General features: G+C 67.7%; 21 protein-coding genes and 1 tRNA gene. 17 read left to right on the forward strand and 5 right to left on the reverse strand.

Features of this window, described 5'->3' with window-relative positions; all coding sequences use genetic code 11:
- Positions 1-44 precede the first annotated feature (44 nt).
- Positions 45-1,208: a transposase gene (locus QNA09_RS01970; protein WP_308072189.1), complete on the reverse strand. Its 1,164-nt coding sequence runs from the start codon at positions 1,206-1,208 to the stop codon at positions 45-47.
- A 116-nt stretch (positions 1,209-1,324) separates the two neighbouring features.
- Here QNA09_RS01970 and QNA09_RS01975 point away from each other — a divergent pair, with 116 nt between their 5' ends.
- From QNA09_RS01975 to QNA09_RS01985, 3 genes are all read left to right on the forward strand, one after another.
- The gene (locus tag QNA09_RS01975) at positions 1,325-3,049 is read left to right on the forward strand and encodes an AMP-binding protein (protein ID WP_119699389.1); all 1,725 of its coding nucleotides are present in this window, start codon (positions 1,325-1,327) and stop codon (positions 3,047-3,049) included.
- Between the two features lie 144 nt (positions 3,050-3,193).
- Complete coding sequence (locus QNA09_RS01980) at positions 3,194-4,585, forward strand: lysine N(6)-hydroxylase/L-ornithine N(5)-oxygenase family protein (RefSeq protein WP_119699390.1); 1,392 nt, start codon at positions 3,194-3,196, stop codon at positions 4,583-4,585.
- Entirely contained in the window at positions 4,582-4,821 is a 240-nt protein-coding gene (locus QNA09_RS01985; RefSeq protein WP_003936798.1) for an MbtH family protein, read from the forward strand. The genes QNA09_RS01980 and QNA09_RS01985 overlap by 4 nt, the downstream gene beginning before the upstream one ends.
- 27 nt (positions 4,822-4,848) lie before the next feature.
- Here QNA09_RS01985 and QNA09_RS01990 read toward each other — a convergent pair whose 3' ends face one another.
- Entirely contained in the window at positions 4,849-6,321 is a 1,473-nt protein-coding gene (locus tag QNA09_RS01990; RefSeq protein ID WP_374121868.1) for a threonine/serine exporter ThrE family protein, read from the reverse strand.
- A 120-nt stretch (positions 6,322-6,441) separates the two neighbouring features.
- Between QNA09_RS01990 and QNA09_RS01995 the strand changes: the two genes are divergently transcribed.
- Positions 6,442-6,513: transfer RNA gene (locus tag QNA09_RS01995), tRNA-Thr, on the forward strand.
- 54 nt (positions 6,514-6,567) lie between these two features.
- On the opposite strand, the gene QNA09_RS02000 is transcribed toward QNA09_RS01995, so the two are convergent.
- From QNA09_RS02000 to QNA09_RS02010, 3 genes are all read right to left on the reverse strand, one after another.
- Positions 6,568-7,767 (reverse strand): site-specific integrase, encoded by a 1,200-nt coding sequence (locus QNA09_RS02000; RefSeq protein ID WP_308072190.1) that lies wholly within the window; start codon positions 7,765-7,767, stop codon positions 6,568-6,570.
- Positions 7,768-7,776: 9 nt separating this feature from the next.
- The gene (locus tag QNA09_RS02005) at positions 7,777-8,226 is read right to left on the reverse strand and encodes a hypothetical protein (protein WP_308072192.1); all 450 of its coding nucleotides are present in this window, start codon (positions 8,224-8,226) and stop codon (positions 7,777-7,779) included.
- 68 nt (positions 8,227-8,294) lie between these two features.
- Positions 8,295-8,888 carry a hypothetical protein gene (locus tag QNA09_RS02010; protein WP_308072193.1) on the reverse strand — a complete coding sequence of 198 codons (594 nt, stop codon included), beginning with the start codon at positions 8,886-8,888 and terminating at the stop codon, positions 8,295-8,297.
- Between the two features lie 258 nt (positions 8,889-9,146).
- On the opposite strand from QNA09_RS02010, the gene QNA09_RS29170 reads away from it, so the two are divergent.
- The 13 genes from QNA09_RS29170 to QNA09_RS02070 all read left to right on the forward strand — a co-directional run bounded on the left by QNA09_RS29170 (position 9,147) and on the right by QNA09_RS02070 (position 13,550).
- Positions 9,147-9,365, forward strand: coding sequence for a helix-turn-helix domain-containing protein (locus tag QNA09_RS29170; protein ID WP_374121872.1), 219 nt, complete (start codon positions 9,147-9,149; stop codon positions 9,363-9,365).
- Positions 9,366-9,381: 16 nt separating this feature from the next.
- A complete protein-coding gene (locus QNA09_RS02015; protein WP_308072194.1) occupies positions 9,382-10,143 on the forward strand; it encodes a phage antirepressor N-terminal domain-containing protein in 762 nt (253 codons plus the stop codon).
- On the forward strand, positions 10,140-10,472 hold the full coding sequence (locus QNA09_RS02020) for a hypothetical protein (RefSeq protein ID WP_072636889.1): 333 nt from the start codon (positions 10,140-10,142) through the stop codon (positions 10,470-10,472). The genes QNA09_RS02015 and QNA09_RS02020 overlap by 4 nt, the downstream gene beginning before the upstream one ends.
- Positions 10,469-10,663: a helix-turn-helix domain-containing protein gene (locus tag QNA09_RS02025; RefSeq protein WP_308072195.1), complete on the forward strand. Its 195-nt coding sequence runs from the start codon at positions 10,469-10,471 to the stop codon at positions 10,661-10,663. The genes QNA09_RS02020 and QNA09_RS02025 overlap by 4 nt, the downstream gene beginning before the upstream one ends.
- Positions 10,660-10,842, forward strand: coding sequence for a hypothetical protein (locus QNA09_RS02030; protein ID WP_251550257.1), 183 nt, complete (start codon positions 10,660-10,662; stop codon positions 10,840-10,842). Before QNA09_RS02025 ends, QNA09_RS02030 begins: the two co-directional genes overlap by 4 nt.
- A complete protein-coding gene (locus QNA09_RS02035) occupies positions 10,839-10,979 on the forward strand; it encodes a hypothetical protein (RefSeq protein ID WP_308072196.1) in 141 nt (46 codons plus the stop codon). The genes QNA09_RS02030 and QNA09_RS02035 overlap by 4 nt, the downstream gene beginning before the upstream one ends.
- Complete coding sequence (locus QNA09_RS02040; RefSeq protein ID WP_308072197.1) at positions 10,976-11,308, forward strand: hypothetical protein; 333 nt, start codon at positions 10,976-10,978, stop codon at positions 11,306-11,308. Before QNA09_RS02035 ends, QNA09_RS02040 begins: the two co-directional genes overlap by 4 nt.
- A 159-nt stretch (positions 11,309-11,467) precedes the next feature.
- A complete protein-coding gene (locus QNA09_RS02045) occupies positions 11,468-11,734 on the forward strand; it encodes a hypothetical protein (RefSeq protein ID WP_308072198.1) in 267 nt (88 codons plus the stop codon).
- Positions 11,731-11,970, forward strand: a complete 240-nt coding sequence (locus QNA09_RS02050; protein ID WP_308072199.1) for a hypothetical protein — start codon at positions 11,731-11,733, stop codon at positions 11,968-11,970. The genes QNA09_RS02045 and QNA09_RS02050 overlap by 4 nt, the downstream gene beginning before the upstream one ends.
- Positions 11,967-12,527 carry a 3'-5' exoribonuclease domain-containing protein gene (locus QNA09_RS02055; RefSeq protein ID WP_308072200.1) on the forward strand — a complete coding sequence of 187 codons (561 nt, stop codon included), beginning with the start codon at positions 11,967-11,969 and terminating at the stop codon, positions 12,525-12,527. The genes QNA09_RS02050 and QNA09_RS02055 overlap by 4 nt, the downstream gene beginning before the upstream one ends.
- A complete protein-coding gene (locus QNA09_RS02060; protein ID WP_308072201.1) occupies positions 12,524-13,150 on the forward strand; it encodes a hypothetical protein in 627 nt (208 codons plus the stop codon). The genes QNA09_RS02055 and QNA09_RS02060 overlap by 4 nt, the downstream gene beginning before the upstream one ends.
- A complete protein-coding gene (locus tag QNA09_RS02065; RefSeq protein ID WP_308072202.1) occupies positions 13,147-13,383 on the forward strand; it encodes a hypothetical protein in 237 nt (78 codons plus the stop codon). Before QNA09_RS02060 ends, QNA09_RS02065 begins: the two co-directional genes overlap by 4 nt.
- Positions 13,380-13,550, forward strand: coding sequence for a hypothetical protein (locus QNA09_RS02070; RefSeq protein WP_308072203.1), 171 nt, complete (start codon positions 13,380-13,382; stop codon positions 13,548-13,550). The genes QNA09_RS02065 and QNA09_RS02070 overlap by 4 nt, the downstream gene beginning before the upstream one ends.
- Positions 13,551-13,660 lie beyond the last annotated feature (110 nt).

Here is a 13,660-nt window from a genome sequence, read left to right on the forward strand (position 1 = left end):
GTCGACTTAACGCCTCTCCTTCCCGAAGGCAGGAGATTCCCGACTCAGACCGCAACCGCACCACCACCCGGAGGGAGGTGATCCGCTTGACTCACGTCGTCGACACCGGTGTGGCCACGCTCCGCCACAGCCAGAATCACCCTGGCAGCGTTCCGGTCCCGGCACGCGGTATGCCCGCACGCCCAGCACCGGAAGATACGTTCCCCGAGTCCGAGGCGTTGCTTGGCTCTCGCGAAACACCTCGAACACGTCATGGTCGTGTACGCGGGCCGCACCAGCACCACCTTCCGGCCGGCCCGCCTGCCCCGCTCGAGCAACTCCCGTTTCACCGTCGCGACCGCGGCATCGGCGGCCGTGCGCGCCATCGTCGACCTCGACAGGAACCGGGGTCGGAAATCCTCCACCGCGACCAGATGATGCGCCTCGACCACGGCCCGGGCCCAGATCCGGCCGTCGTGCCGGCTGCGCCGGGCCGCTTTCTTCTGCACCTTCGCGGCCCGGGTGCGGGCCCGGCGATAGCCCCTCGAGGGTGGGTGCCCCGTGCCTCGGCGGCGCCGCGCCATCGTCCGCTGCGCTCTCGCCACCTGCGCCGCACACCGTTTCCGGTGCCCGTGCTGCGGCAGGTCGAACCGCTCCTCGGTGGCCGTCGCGGTGCGGGCCACGCCCCAGTCGATCCCGACCGCGCTGTTCGGGTCGGCGGCCGGGATCGGCTCGGCCTCGCGGGTCACCACGAACGAGGCGTACCAGTGCCCCAACGAATCGCGGGTGATGCGCACACTCGACGGCGCCGACGGCAACACCCGCGACCACACCACCGGCACACGCACGCCCTTGGGCAGCACCAACCGGCCGTGGCGGATCCGGAACCCGCGGCGGGTGTACTCGAGCGAGGGCAGGGTCTTCCTCCGCGCCTTGTACCTGGGCCGGCCCCGGCCCTCGACCGTGCACGACGCGTCGAGCGCGTGCGCGTAGGTGCGCAGCATCTGCTGCTGGGCGACCTGGGAGCCGTCCCGCAACCACGACGAGCGGGCCCGGGCGTCGGTCAACTGCTTGGCCAGCTTCCCGAACGTCGGCCGGCGACCGGCCTTGTGTTGGTGCACCGCCTCGTTCCACAGGAATCGGCAGCGATGCCACTCCTGCATCAGTGCATGTTCGGCGATGGTGCCCGGCCGCAACCGGTAGTTGTAGCGCACCACCTCGACCCCCATGCCCGGCACGCTAACCGACCCCACCGACAGGTTCGCCCGACACCACCACTCCCCCCGAAAGGAGGACGGCGCTTCCTCTCCCTCGTGAACGAGGCAGTATCCGCGCCGCACATCAGATGACACGCGAGCTCAACACGGTCCCCACCGACTCCGACGCCCTCGAGGCTGCACTCACCGGGATCCGGCGGGTGCAGGAAGCGCACTGGCCGCCGGAGGTGCCGCGGACGGTGGAGTACCCGATCGACGAGCGCGCGCTCGTGGACTACCTGCGGCACTGGGCGCACGTGCGCCCGCATGCCCCCGCGATCGAGTTCTACGGTCGCACGGTCGGTTACGCCGAGTACGACGACCTCTCCGACCGGTTCGCCGGCTGGCTGCTCGCCCGCGGCGCCCGGGCCGGCGACCGGATCGGTGTCCACCTCGGCAACTGTCCGCAGTTCCACGTCGCGATGCTCGGCATCCTCAAGATCGGCGCCGTCCACGTACCCGTGAATCCGATGCTGCGCGAACACGAGCTCGCCCACGAGCTCGCCGACGCCGGCGTCACGATCCTGCTCACGCAGCCCGAACTGCTCCCGCTGGTGGAGGCGGTCCGGCCGCGCACGCCGGTGCGGCACGTCGCCGTCACTGCCCTCGGCGACATGCTCACCGGTACGAGGCCGGGGGAGGTGCCGCCACCGTTCCCGGTCACCGATCCCGCCGCGGGCGACTGGGCGAGCATTCTCGACAGTCCCCGCGCACCCGCCGTCGCGACGGACCCGGACGCGCTCGCCGCGCTGAACTACACCGGCGGCACCACCGGCATGCCGAAGGGCTGCGAGCACACCCAGTGGCACATGGTCTACACCGCGGCCGCGGCCACCGTCGGCGGCGGCCGGCGGGTGGGGGAGACCACCGTGGTGCTCAACTACCTGCCCATGTTCTGGATCGCCGGCGAAGTCTTCGGCATCCTCAATCCTCTCGTCAACGGCGGCTCCGTCGTGCTGATGACCCGGTGGGACGCGGACGCCGCGCTGGCTCTCGTCGAGCGGCACGGCGTCACCAGCGCGGTCGGCACCGTCGACAACTACGTCGAACTCATGGACGCGCCCGGCTTCGACGGGAATCGTGCCGCCACGCTCGACAACGCCATGGCGGTGTCGTTCGTGCTGAAGCTCGACCCGGCGATCCGCCGGCGGTGGCGCGACGCGACCGGCCACACCCTGCGGGAGGCGAGCTACGGCATGACCGAGACGAACACCGCGGACACCTTCACCCTCGGCTTCCAGGACGGCGACTTCGACCTCGCGAGCGAGCCGGTGTTCTGTGGCCTGCCCGTGCCGGGCACCGACATCCTGATCGTCGACGAGGCGGGCGCCCCGGCGCCGCTCGGTGAGACCGGGCAGATCGTCGTGCGCAGCCCCTCGGTGACCACCGGGTACTACCGCAACGCCGAGGCTACCGCGGACGCGTTCCAGGGCGACTGGCTGCGCACCGGCGACGTCGGCCGGTTCGACGAGCGCGGTGCGCTGCACTATCTCGCCCGCAACAAGGAGATGATCAAGACCAACGGTATGAGCGTCTTCCCCGCCGAGGTCGAGGCGCTGCTGCGCATGCACCCGGGGGTCGCGACGGTCGCGGTGGTCCCCAGGTCCGATCCGGACAGAGGGCAGGTCGCGTTCGCGTTCGTCCAGCCGGTCCCCGGCGCGACCGTCACGGCCGGCGACCTCACCGCGTGGGCGCGCGAGAACATGGCGGGTTACAAGGTACCGATCGTCGAACTCGTCGAGGCGCTGCCGATGACGGCCACCGGCAAGATCCGCAAGGGTGATCTGTTCGCGCGGGCGGAGGGGAGTCGCTAGGGAGCGGGGTTCCGGCCGACGGGTGACGGCACCCCAACCGGATACAATGATTGGTAGGCTAACCAAACCAAGGGTAGCCTGAGCTATCTTCTTGTGCGATCGATCCATCCGCGGCTGCGGCCCCCGAGCACGGAAGAGCGACCAATGACCGACCGCTCCTGCAACGACAGCGGTGACTCGCCGTCGCCGGACGGCGAACCACCGGAACTCCTCGACCTCGTCGGGATCGGATTCGGACCCGCCAATCTCGCATTGGCGATCGCCGTCGAAGAGCACAATGCCGAAGCCCCGCACGACCCCGTGCGGGCCCGGTTCTTCGACCGGCAGCCCGCGTTCGCCTGGCATCCCGGAATGCTCCTCGAGGGCTCGACCATGCAGATCGCCTTCCCGAAGGACCTGGTCACCTTCCGCAACCCGACGAGCCCCTACACCTTCTTCGCCTACCTGCACGACCGGGGCCGCCTCGTCGACTTCGTCAACCACCAGACGTTCTTCCCCACCCGGCACGAATTTCAGGACTACCTGCAGTGGGCGGCCGCCCGCGTCGATGCCGACGTGCGGTACGGCACCGAGGTCGTCGCCGTCGAGGCCGTACGCGACCCGGCGGGCATCGCCGACCGCCTCGCCGTCCACGCCGCCGACGGCACCGTCGTACACGCCCGCAACATCGTCGTCGGGGTGGGGTTGCGGCCCCGCATCCCCCCGTGGGCCACCGAGACCGTGCGGTGCTTCCACAACCACCGGTTCCTGTTCCATCTGGCCGAGATGCCCGCGCCCGTGCACCAGCGGTTCGTCGTCGTCGGCGCCGGCCAGAGCGCTGCCGAGGTGGTGCAGTACCTGCACGACCACTATCCGCAGGCCGAGGTACACAACGTGTTCGCCCGCTTCGGCTACAGCCCCGCCGACGACAGCCCGTACGCCAACCGCATCTTCGATCCGGCCACGGTCGACGAACTGCACGCCGCACCCGAGGCGGAGCGGGAGCGACTGCTGGCCCTGCACCGCAGCACCAACTACTCCGTCGTCGATCCCGACCTCATCGCGGCGCTGTACGCGGCCGAGTACCGCGAGCGCGTCGGCGGCCGGCGTCGGCTGTTCATGCGGCGTGCGTCCGAGGTCGGCGCCGTCACCGAGACAGCCACCGGAATCGAGGTGGACGTGCGCAGCACACTCGACGGGCTCACCGACACCCTGACGTGCGACGCCCTGGTCCTCGCCACCGGATTCGACGCTGCCCCGCTGCCACCGCTGCTCGGCGCTCTCGCTCCCGAGTCGTCGCCGCTGCGCACGGTCGACCGGGACTACCGCCTGCCCACCGCGGGCGACGTCCGGGCGGGGATCTATCTTCAGGGCGGCACCGAGAAGACCCACGGGCTGACGGCCTCGCTGCTGTCGAACGTGGCGATCCGGTCCGGGGAGATCCTCGGATCCGTCCTCGAGCAGCGCGACGGAAAACTACCAGCGGGTCATGACCGGGCCCCGGACCTTGCTAGGGTACGGGAGCAGCACACCTATGCGACAAGTGAGGCGAGATGAGCACGAATCCTTTTGACGACGAAGACGGCCGCTTCTACGTCCTCATGAACGACGAGGAGCAGTACTCGCTGTGGCCGACTTTCTCCGAGGTGCCGCAGGGGTGGCGCGTGGTGTTCGGGGAGGAGTCGCGTGCAGCGTGCGTCGAGTACGTGGAGAAGAACTGGACCGACATGCGGCCGAAGAGCCTGCGTGACGCCATGGAAGCCGACGAGAAGGCGCGCAACGCCGGCGCCTGACCGTCCGAGGTAACGCGTGGACGAGAGTCACGCCGCGGGTGCGCCACCCGCGGGGTGACTCTCGTGGCGTTTCGACGCCCGGTACGGACGGACCAGGCGGACGCGCCGCAACTGCGGCCGGCGCAGCGACCCCGCCCGCAGCACGCTGCGCGGATGCCGGACCGTGCGGGCCAGCCACTCGCCGAGCGTCACCCCCGCCGCCAGCGCACACCCGATGCCGAACGCCGAGAACAGCGCGGTCAGTCCGAGCAGCAGTTCGTTGCCGATCACCGCATACAGGCCCCGGTACAACGACAGGCCCGGCAGCAGCGGGGTGATACCGGCGACCGCCACCACCAACGGTGGGGTCAGCGCCCGTCGCGCCATCAGGCCACCGGCGAAACCGACCACCGTCGCGGCCGTCGCCGACGAGATGATCGGGCCCACCGCGAACTCCATCGACATCAGGAACACGAGGCTGCCCGCCGCACCGCCGAGCGCGGCAGCCGTCAGCGCCCGCCGCTCGGCGTAGCACGCCAGCGCATAGAACAGCGCCGACGCCGCACCGGCGAGAACCTTCACCGGCAGAGCGGTCGCCGTGGGCAGCGCATCGTTGCTGATCACCGGTAATTCCGCGCCCAGCGCCTCCATCACCTTCAGCGCCGTCGCCACGCCGGCGATGATCCCGCCCGTCATCATCACCAGTTCGAAGAACCGCGCCGACGCGGTGATCGGCGCTCCGGTGATCGCGTCCTGCACCGAACCGACCAGCGACAAGCCCGACAGCAGCACCGTCACGCCGGCCGCGATGATCAGGCCCGGCGGCACGTCGACACCCAACGGCTCGCGCAGGTTGAACAACAGGATCGCGGGCGTCGCGGCGATGATGCCGCCGACGACGTGCTGGAAGAAGAACGGCAGGCCCATGCCGTTGAGCACACGGTTCGTCCGGTCGATGACCGCTGTCGACGCGAACGCCATCGCCGCCACGAGCACGCCACCACCGAGCAGCACCGAGATCGACGCGGCCATCGCCGCCCACGCGAACGTCGCCATCCAGCGGTGATACGGGTGCGGCGCCGTCGTGATCGCCAGCAGATCCTCGCGGGCCTGCGCCGGCGAGATCGCCTCCCGCCGGATGCGCCGGGTCAACCGGTCCACCGCGGCCAGCCGCGTGAAGTCCATCGACCGGTACTGCACGACGCGCATCGTGCTCGCCGGCGGCATCGTCGGCCCCCGGTACGCCGAGAGGACGATCGAGTTGTAGGTCACGTCGACGTCGCACTGGGCCAGGCCGTACGTCGCGGCGACGAAACGCACCTGCTCGGAGGTGTCGATCGCACCGGTGCCCGCGGCCAGCATCACCTCGCCGACGCGGACGGCGACGTCGAGCGCCTCGGCGACTGTCGCGTCGTCGGTCAGGTCGATCGGCTGCAGCGGCGCCGGCGCCTCGGTGATGGTGTCCAGAGTCGCCCGGCGGTCGAGGACAAGCTTTCCGAAGGCGGTTGCCATCGTTCCCACCGCTGTGCGCTCCCAACTCTGTCGTCGTCGATGTCGGCCGTCCCGGCCACCAATCCACCGTAACGAACCGGGGGGTGGCATGCCCGGCCCGGTGTCTCGGTATGATTGGCGCGCTCGACTGCCTCCTTAGCTCAGTGGTAGAGCACTCGCCTTGTAAGCGAGCGGTCGTCAGTTCAATCCTGACAGGGGGCTCAAACAGAGGGGCGCTGACCAGCGGAAACGCAGGTCAGCGCCCCTTCTGCCGTGTCACGACCCGGTCGAGTTGTCACGGTTTGTCACAGTCCGTTGAAGAATGCGCGCAGCGTCCGCCAACGCGTCGTTCTGCGAGTGCATGTAGGTGCGCATCGTGAAGGCCGCATCCGCGTGCCCCAGCCACGCCGAGATCACCACGATCGGCACTCCTTGCAGGTGCATCAACGTGCCGCAGGTGTGCCGTGCATCGTGCAGCCGGATCTGCGACACGCCCGACCGCGTGCACATTTCTCGCCAGAAATCCGAGATCGTATCCGGGTGGTAGGGGCGGCCGGCCTCGTCGCACACCACGTACGTGCCGGGCCCGTACGCCTCACCCAACCGGAGCCGCTCCCGGGCTTGCCGGGTGCGTGCCGCCTTCAGCGCCGCGGTCAGCGCTGGGGTCAGTGGCAGGGTGCGCGCCGAGCGAGTGGACTTGGGTTCACCCTCCGACACCTTCCCGTTCACAGACACCCGGTTGTTGGCAATCGTGATGGTGCCGACGTCGAGGTCGAGGTGCTCCCACTTGAGGCCGGCGATCTCACCGCGCCGCAGCCCCGAGAGGGCGAGGTGCCAGGCGTGCTCGTTGCGGTCGGTCGCCGCGACCTCGAGCAGTGTGCGGACCTCGTCCTCGGTGAAGGTGCGCATCTCCTTCTTCTGCCGTGGCACCCGGTCGACGAGGGCTGCGACGTCTCGCACGAGTTGTCCTTGCTTCACGAGCCCGGACAGCACGGAGGACAGGACGTTGAGCATCGGGTTGACGGTGTTCGCGGTCCACGCCTTGCGTGGGGTGCCGTCCGGTTTCGTGACGGTGCCGGCGAGCAGCTCGGAGACCAAGTCGTCGATGTGTCGTTTGGTCAGCTTCTGCACCGACAGGTCCCCGTACGTGTCGCGCACAGGTTGCAGGGCGTGGGTGTAGGCGCCGAGCGTGGTGGGGCGGACGCGGCGGCCGGCGAGCCAGTCGGCGCAGGCCTGCTCGACGGTGAGGGCCGAGCGGTGCACGTGGGTGCCGCGGGCGACCTCGTTCTGCAGCTCGGAGAGCTTGTCCTTTGCGTCGTCGAGGTTGTCGAACCGCTTCCGGTACTGCTTGCGTCCACCGGTGACGGGGTCGGTGCCGATGTCGACGGTGAGCTGGTAGCGGACGACGGGGCGGCCGCGGACCTTGCGGGCGAGTTCGATCTTCTTGATCTGCGGGGGTAGTTGTTGGCGGGCCACGGGTGGCTCCTAGTTGTTCCAGGGCTGGCGGCGGGCCAGCTCCTCGCGGATGTAGGTGCGTTCCTTCTCGGTGAGGTTGCGAACGCGCGTGATCAAAGTATCGAGCGTGACCCACAGTTCTTCGGCGACATCGTGGTTGACGTGGCCGTGGCTCCATGTGAGTGCGTCGACGAGGGCGTCGAGGCTGATGAGTTCCTCGGCGGTGAGTTTGTCGACGATGCGTTCCTCGAGGGGCCCGAAGTAGGGGTGCTTCGGGGCGGGTCCGCGCTCGTAGTGGTGGAGTTCGTGCAGGAGCGTTTCGCGACGTTCCTTCTGGTTCGAGGTTCGTTCGATCTCGATGCCTCGGCCGGTGAGTCTGCCGAGTCTGCCTCGGTGGGACAGGTCGGTGAAGTGGACGTGCAGGTGGGGGTAGTGGTCACGCAGGCGCCGCCACGGGTGGGGGCGACGTTGGGGTGACATGCATCGCATTCGAACACATTTGCGAACGCGATGCATCCCTACTGGCCGGTTTGTGTCGGACCCCTCTGCTAAGCGCCGTCCTCCGGGCCGTCCGGATCGGGGTGATCCCACGGCTCGCCCTCGGTGCGCCGGCGGCGAAGCTCCTGCGTCTCGCCGGCGCGCGCGGCCAGCTCCTGGTCGTCATCAAGTTCTTCGCCTTGATCGACCGGGTTCAAGTGTCGAACCTTGTCGTCAACTATGGGGGCTCCTGGCCGGCCGCGATCCGCGCCAGCCTTGCTGCGGTGCTCCGGGCCGCCCTCTTGCGTCCGCGGTTCCGGGACTTCTTCGGTGCTTGTTCCATGTCGCGCTCCTTCGGCCATAGCCTTGATGAGTTCGTCGAGTGCTCTGCGCTGACGTTCCCCGAGGAGGTTCGCTTCTGGTGGAGGCGTGTAGCGGCCTAGGGGAGCTGTGGTGTCCCATGCCGCCATCTGGAGTTGCGCCAAGGGGATAGTCAGCACTTCTGCGAGCCGCTCCAGGGACCTGGCTGTCGGTCGTCCGTGCGTGCCGGCCCAGTATCCGGCCAGAGTCCCGTAGGGGAGGGCGATCCCTCGTTCCTTCGCGATGTCTGCCGCTTGGCGGGCACTCACCGGCTGACTGTTCAGCAGGTCGCTCAGCTTGCTCACGGTTTCAGAAGCTCCCATGCTTGGCGCTTGTTCGAATAATCGGAGTGTAACCGCGTCGGTTACAAATTCCCTGGTCGTAATTTTCAGGAACCCAGGTCACGCGTGGTTACAGGGCTTGCGCGATGTAACCGCACGTGGTTACATTTGCTTCGTGATTGACCAAGCGACAAGGTGGTGGTTACAGTGAGACGGCAACACCAGATCGACCGAGGGAGGCTCTGGGTGCGGCTCATTAGCAAGCAGGCTTTCCGGCAGTACATGCAGCACCGCGGCATGAGCAACGCGGACCTAGCTGAGGCGGCCAAGTGCTCGAGGTCGTCCATCGCGTTCTTGCGATCCAATGGCAAGAGCGCCCGCGACACGGTGGGGCCAGAGGTGGCCCGCCGTATCGAGGAGGCCCTCAACGCCCCACCGGGCTCGCTTTTTTCGGCCACTGTGCTTGTCGCTTCGGAAAGCAACAACTACGCAGCAGCATAAGAACGGCCCTCGCCTGATGCCACAGGACGAGGGCCACGACACAGAAGGGAATCCAATGTCTGACATCCAGACTACCGGACAGCTGGTGCAAATCACTGTCCCCGGCACCGCCGCGACGATCACGGCGGCCGAGATCGACGGGGCGCCGATGATCGCCATCCGCCCGATGTGTGAGGCAATCGGCATCGCACACCAGACCCAAGCGGACAAGCTCCGCCGCAGGTCGTGGGCAACCGTAACCCCACGGGTTGTGGTTGCGGCGGACGGCAAGCCCCGCGAGATGCTGATGATCGACCGACGCACCATGACGATGTGGCTTGCCACCCTCGACGAGAACCGCGTCTCCGAAGAGGCCCGACCAACCGTCATCGCGTTCCAGGCCGAGGCCGCCGACGCGCTCGACGCCTACTTCCACTCCGGTCAGGCCATCAACCCCCGCGGGTCGAACCTGTCCACGTTCGACATCCTCCGCGCACAGATCGACCAACTCGAGGCAGCACAGCGCACCGCCGAGGAAGCAAAGGCGATCGCGACGAAGACCGAGGCTCGACTCGATGCGATCGAAGGCCGGCACGACTGGTACTCCGCCCTCGGTTACGCGCGACTCCACGGTCACAACACCAACTCGCAGTACCTGAAGAAGGTGGGAGCGCAAGCCACGTCGATCGCGCGCCGGCAGGACATCAAGCCGGTGAAGGTCCCGCATCAGCTTTTTGGCGAGGTCAACTCCTACCCGGCCTGGGTGTGGGAGCTCGCATTCGAGGGGCGTGCAGCATGAACGAGTACGTGTGGAAGCTCGACGTCGAGTACCCCGAGGAGTCCCTCTTCTCTGAGGACGCCGGGCCGTGGCTGGCGGGACGGCGATGCGCCAGCTGGAAGCCCGAAGGGTGGGAACCTGACGAGGAGTACATCGAACGGTTCAACACGGACCGGTTCATCTGGCCGACCGTCCGGCGCTTCTACCTCTCTCGGAGTGCCGCGGTTGATCGTGCGTTGCTGCTCGAACGCTACGGCGCGAGAGTGCGTCTGCTCCGTTCGAAGCCGATCGAGTTCGAGGAACGTCAGTTCCGCCGCCCGCTTCGTGTGCTTCAAGGCGGTGCGGCATGAGTGCTCCGATCGGACCGAAGCTGCTCCTCAACGCCGCCGAAGCGGCCGAGCTGCTCGGGGTTTCCGAAACCACCATCCGCGAAATGTGGAAGCACGACGAACTCCCGTGCATCCGTATCGGCCGCGGCCGCAAGGTCACCCGCCAGTGGCTCGAGGACTACATCGCTGCACACATGGAGGTGGCATCGTGACCGCGCGTCTGGTGGCTGACCGTGTCGAGACGGTGGTCGAGGTCCTGGACTACCACGAGCATGGCAGCGAACGGTTCGCCCACGTGGTGATCGACGAGGCCTCGTACGGCGACGGACTCGGGGACGCCGAGTTCTGTGTGTCGCTCGACGAACTGTCGGTGATCGGGGGTGCGTCGTGACGTTCGCTCTGTGCCCGATCGTGACCATGGAGAAGATCGCCGACCACGCACCATCCGGCCACATGTGGCTGATGGAGCTCGCCAATGGGCGCACGCAGGTGGGGTTCGGCTACGAGATCAAGGTGCGTGCCGCATGAGTATCCGAGACGAACTCAACAGCATGGAATGGATCGAGAAGTACGGCATCCAATTCTTCGACCATGAAGACGACTGGGGCTGGACAGTTCTCGGTACGCCGTCGTCGCGCCGCATCTTGGCCGCGATCAACTGGCTGGCCCGCGACTACGGAGTCAAGCTCGATCTGAGTGAAGCAACCCCGGACGGGCTCGACGACTTCCAGTTCACCCGGAAGGTTGCGATCAACGTCAGGGAGTGCGTCGAGGAACCCGGTTCCTACACGTGGGACTGGGTAGCCCCGGAGTTCACTGCCGCTGGCCAGCCGATGACGGTGGTGACGCTGCGATGAGCCCGTTCCGCGGGATCGTGTTCGGCTTGCCGCCCGCGCTGCTGCTGTGGGCCGCCGGCATCGCCTCCCTCGCGCTGCTCCTCGCCCTCATCCCATGACTCCGGTTGCGCCGCTGTGGGGATGGCGGCGCAACCGGCACCAACACATAAGGACATTCGAATGAGCCACGAAGACCTCCGCGTCCGACACGCGGAACTGCTCGACCAGTTCAACGCATCGAACGCGCAGACCTACAAGGTGTCTGCGGTTCGTCGCGCGGTACTCAGCGAAGATCTCGCCAACGTCGAATCCCGCCAACTCTCGGCAATCCGAGTCGGCATCGCCAGGGGCGGCGAGGAATCTGTCCTCCTCCTCAGTAGGTCCGATGCAGACCGTCTCATCCAGGCGCTTCGGACCGCGCTCAACGCTACGGAAGGGGAGGAATGATGCAGCACCTCCCGATCTACGAACAGACGCGGCAGTCCGTGCCGTGCGTGTTGCTGTGCGACAACACCCCGGCCGACGAGCTCGAGGCCCTCGACGTCGATGTGGAGCTCGACCACCTGCCCGTGTACTTCGGCCGCCCGAACGAGATGCCGAGCGTGATCCTGGCGATCGTCTCCATGGTCGGCCTGGTGGGGATGCTCGCGTTCATCGCGTACGCCTCGGTGGTGTCCGCATGAGGTACTTCTACGACACCGAGTTCCTCGAGGACGGCCGCACCATCGAGCTGATCTCGATCGGCATCGTCGCCGAGGACGGCCGCGAGTACTACGCCGTCAACTCGGATATGCCCGCCGAATTGATCCGGCGGGATCATTGGCTGCTCAACAACGTGTGGCCGCATCTCCCACTACGCGGGTACAAGTCCTCGCTGCAGTACATCGGAGACGGTCAGCACGCGGTCCGAACCTCCGATGCCGGGACCCTGGACACCTCATCGGTTCTCGTGAAACCGAGGTGGGTCATCGCCAACGAGGTACGTGAGTTCCTCCTGGCCGAGCCCGACCCGGAACTGTGGGCCGACTACGGCGCGTATGACCACGTCGCGCTCGCGCAACTGTGGGGCAAGATGATCTACCTTCCCAAGGGCTTGCCGATGTTCACCCGCGATCTGCAGCAGAAGTGGCACGACCTCGGACGGCCCGAACTGCCGGTGCAGACGGACGGCGAACACGATGCCCTCGCCGACGCGCGCCACCTCAAGGCGTGCTTCGAGCACCTGGCAGGTGCGGCATGAGCATCAACATCGGAGCCGGCGAAACCGTGCCCGGCGCCCAGTTCGGCGACACCACCCTCCCTGACTGGGTCATCGAGCCCGCCCGCCGCACCGTCGCGTCCAATGCGCGCAACGCAGACGACGCCCGCGAACTCCTCGCAATGCTCGGACTGATCCAGCCAACCGCCCAGGCCCAGACACGCACCTGCGCCGGACCCTGCGGCCGGCCCCTGCGTGGACGTCACGACGACCCCGCTGCCCACCCCGGATCCGTTCTCTCCGACAACCGGCACATGTGCAAGACCTGCGCCCGCCACGTCGCACCCACCAAACAGGACCGGCCCAGGGCATGCCGCGGATGCGGAGGAGCCATGCGCCCCAACAAGGCCTCGGCGAAGGACTGGCCCGGCACCAAGTCCCACACCGGCCGCGGCTACTGCTCCAGCTGCTACGACAAGCACCCGGAAGGCCGGACCACGAAGCCTGCCACATTCCGTATGCCGGAGGTGTGCCAAGGCGACTGCAATCGCAGGTTGCGACCGGTGAAAACGTCCGAGACGGAGTTCCCCGGCACGGTTCTGCACTGGAAGAACGGACTGTGCCGCACTTGCCACCGCCACACGCAGAAGGAGGCCGCGGCATGAGCGGCTGGAACGATCCGGGCGCTGACCCCGCCGACGCATGGTCTGTGACGACCCCGCCGCCGATCACGATCCACGACGACCGACTCATCTGGCGACTCCGCACCGGCACCCGCATCCGCGAAGAGTCCGGCCGCATCTTCGCCGTCACCGTCAACGGCCACCTCATCCACGCCGGCACCGGCACCTGGTGCGCCATCGCCGACCTCGAACTCCCAGTGGAGGTACTCCCATGACCACCCCATACATCGACCCGCCGCGAAACCTGTGGCAGTGCAACACCTGCAACGCCATCCGATCCGCCAAGTGCGCCCCCGCCTGCCTCGCCGGCGACCACTACGACCCGCGCGCACACCGCGAGGCCGCCGCCGTCACCGGCCCGGACACCGAGGACGCAGCATGAGCCACCCCGACTGGGACGACCCCGACCGGCCCGTCTTCCTCGAGTTCGACGACGGCGCCCACGCCGATCGCCTCCACGAAGCCCAGGTCGACCGCGAGATGGGAGTCGAA

The sequence above is a fragment of the Rhodococcus sp. AH-ZY2 genome (assembly GCF_030916465.1).
Lineage (GTDB): Bacteria > Actinomycetota > Actinomycetes > Mycobacteriales > Mycobacteriaceae > Rhodococcus > Rhodococcus ruber.

Coding starts and splice junctions, on each gene's coding strand:
- QNA09_RS01970 (WP_308072189.1), bottom strand. CDS start 1,208: ATGGGGGTCGAGGTGGTGCGCTACAACTACCGGTTGCGGCCGGGCACC.
- QNA09_RS02055 (WP_308072200.1), top strand. CDS start 11,967: ATGAGGTACTTCTACGACACCGAGTTCCTCGAGGACGGCCGCACCATC.
- QNA09_RS02060 (WP_308072201.1), top strand. CDS start 12,524: ATGAGCATCAACATCGGAGCCGGCGAAACCGTGCCCGGCGCCCAGTTC.
- QNA09_RS02015 (WP_308072194.1), top strand. CDS start 9,382: ATGCCACAGGACGAGGGCCACGACACAGAAGGGAATCCAATGTCTGAC.
- QNA09_RS02045 (WP_308072198.1), top strand. CDS start 11,468: ATGAGCCACGAAGACCTCCGCGTCCGACACGCGGAACTGCTCGACCAG.
- QNA09_RS02070 (WP_308072203.1), top strand. CDS start 13,380: ATGACCACCCCATACATCGACCCGCCGCGAAACCTGTGGCAGTGCAAC.
- QNA09_RS02065 (WP_308072202.1), top strand. CDS start 13,147: ATGAGCGGCTGGAACGATCCGGGCGCTGACCCCGCCGACGCATGGTCT.
- QNA09_RS01985 (WP_003936798.1), top strand. CDS start 4,582: ATGAGCACGAATCCTTTTGACGACGAAGACGGCCGCTTCTACGTCCTC.
- QNA09_RS02050 (WP_308072199.1), top strand. CDS start 11,731: ATGATGCAGCACCTCCCGATCTACGAACAGACGCGGCAGTCCGTGCCG.
- QNA09_RS02020 (WP_072636889.1), top strand. CDS start 10,140: ATGAACGAGTACGTGTGGAAGCTCGACGTCGAGTACCCCGAGGAGTCC.
- QNA09_RS29170 (WP_374121872.1), top strand. CDS start 9,147: ATGCAGCACCGCGGCATGAGCAACGCGGACCTAGCTGAGGCGGCCAAG.
- QNA09_RS02005 (WP_308072192.1), bottom strand. CDS start 8,226: ATGTCACCCCAACGTCGCCCCCACCCGTGGCGGCGCCTGCGTGACCAC.
- QNA09_RS02025 (WP_308072195.1), top strand. CDS start 10,469: ATGAGTGCTCCGATCGGACCGAAGCTGCTCCTCAACGCCGCCGAAGCG.
- QNA09_RS01980 (WP_119699390.1), top strand. CDS start 3,194: ATGACCGACCGCTCCTGCAACGACAGCGGTGACTCGCCGTCGCCGGAC.
- QNA09_RS02040 (WP_308072197.1), top strand. CDS start 10,976: ATGAGTATCCGAGACGAACTCAACAGCATGGAATGGATCGAGAAGTAC.
- QNA09_RS01975 (WP_119699389.1), top strand. CDS start 1,325: ATGACACGCGAGCTCAACACGGTCCCCACCGACTCCGACGCCCTCGAG.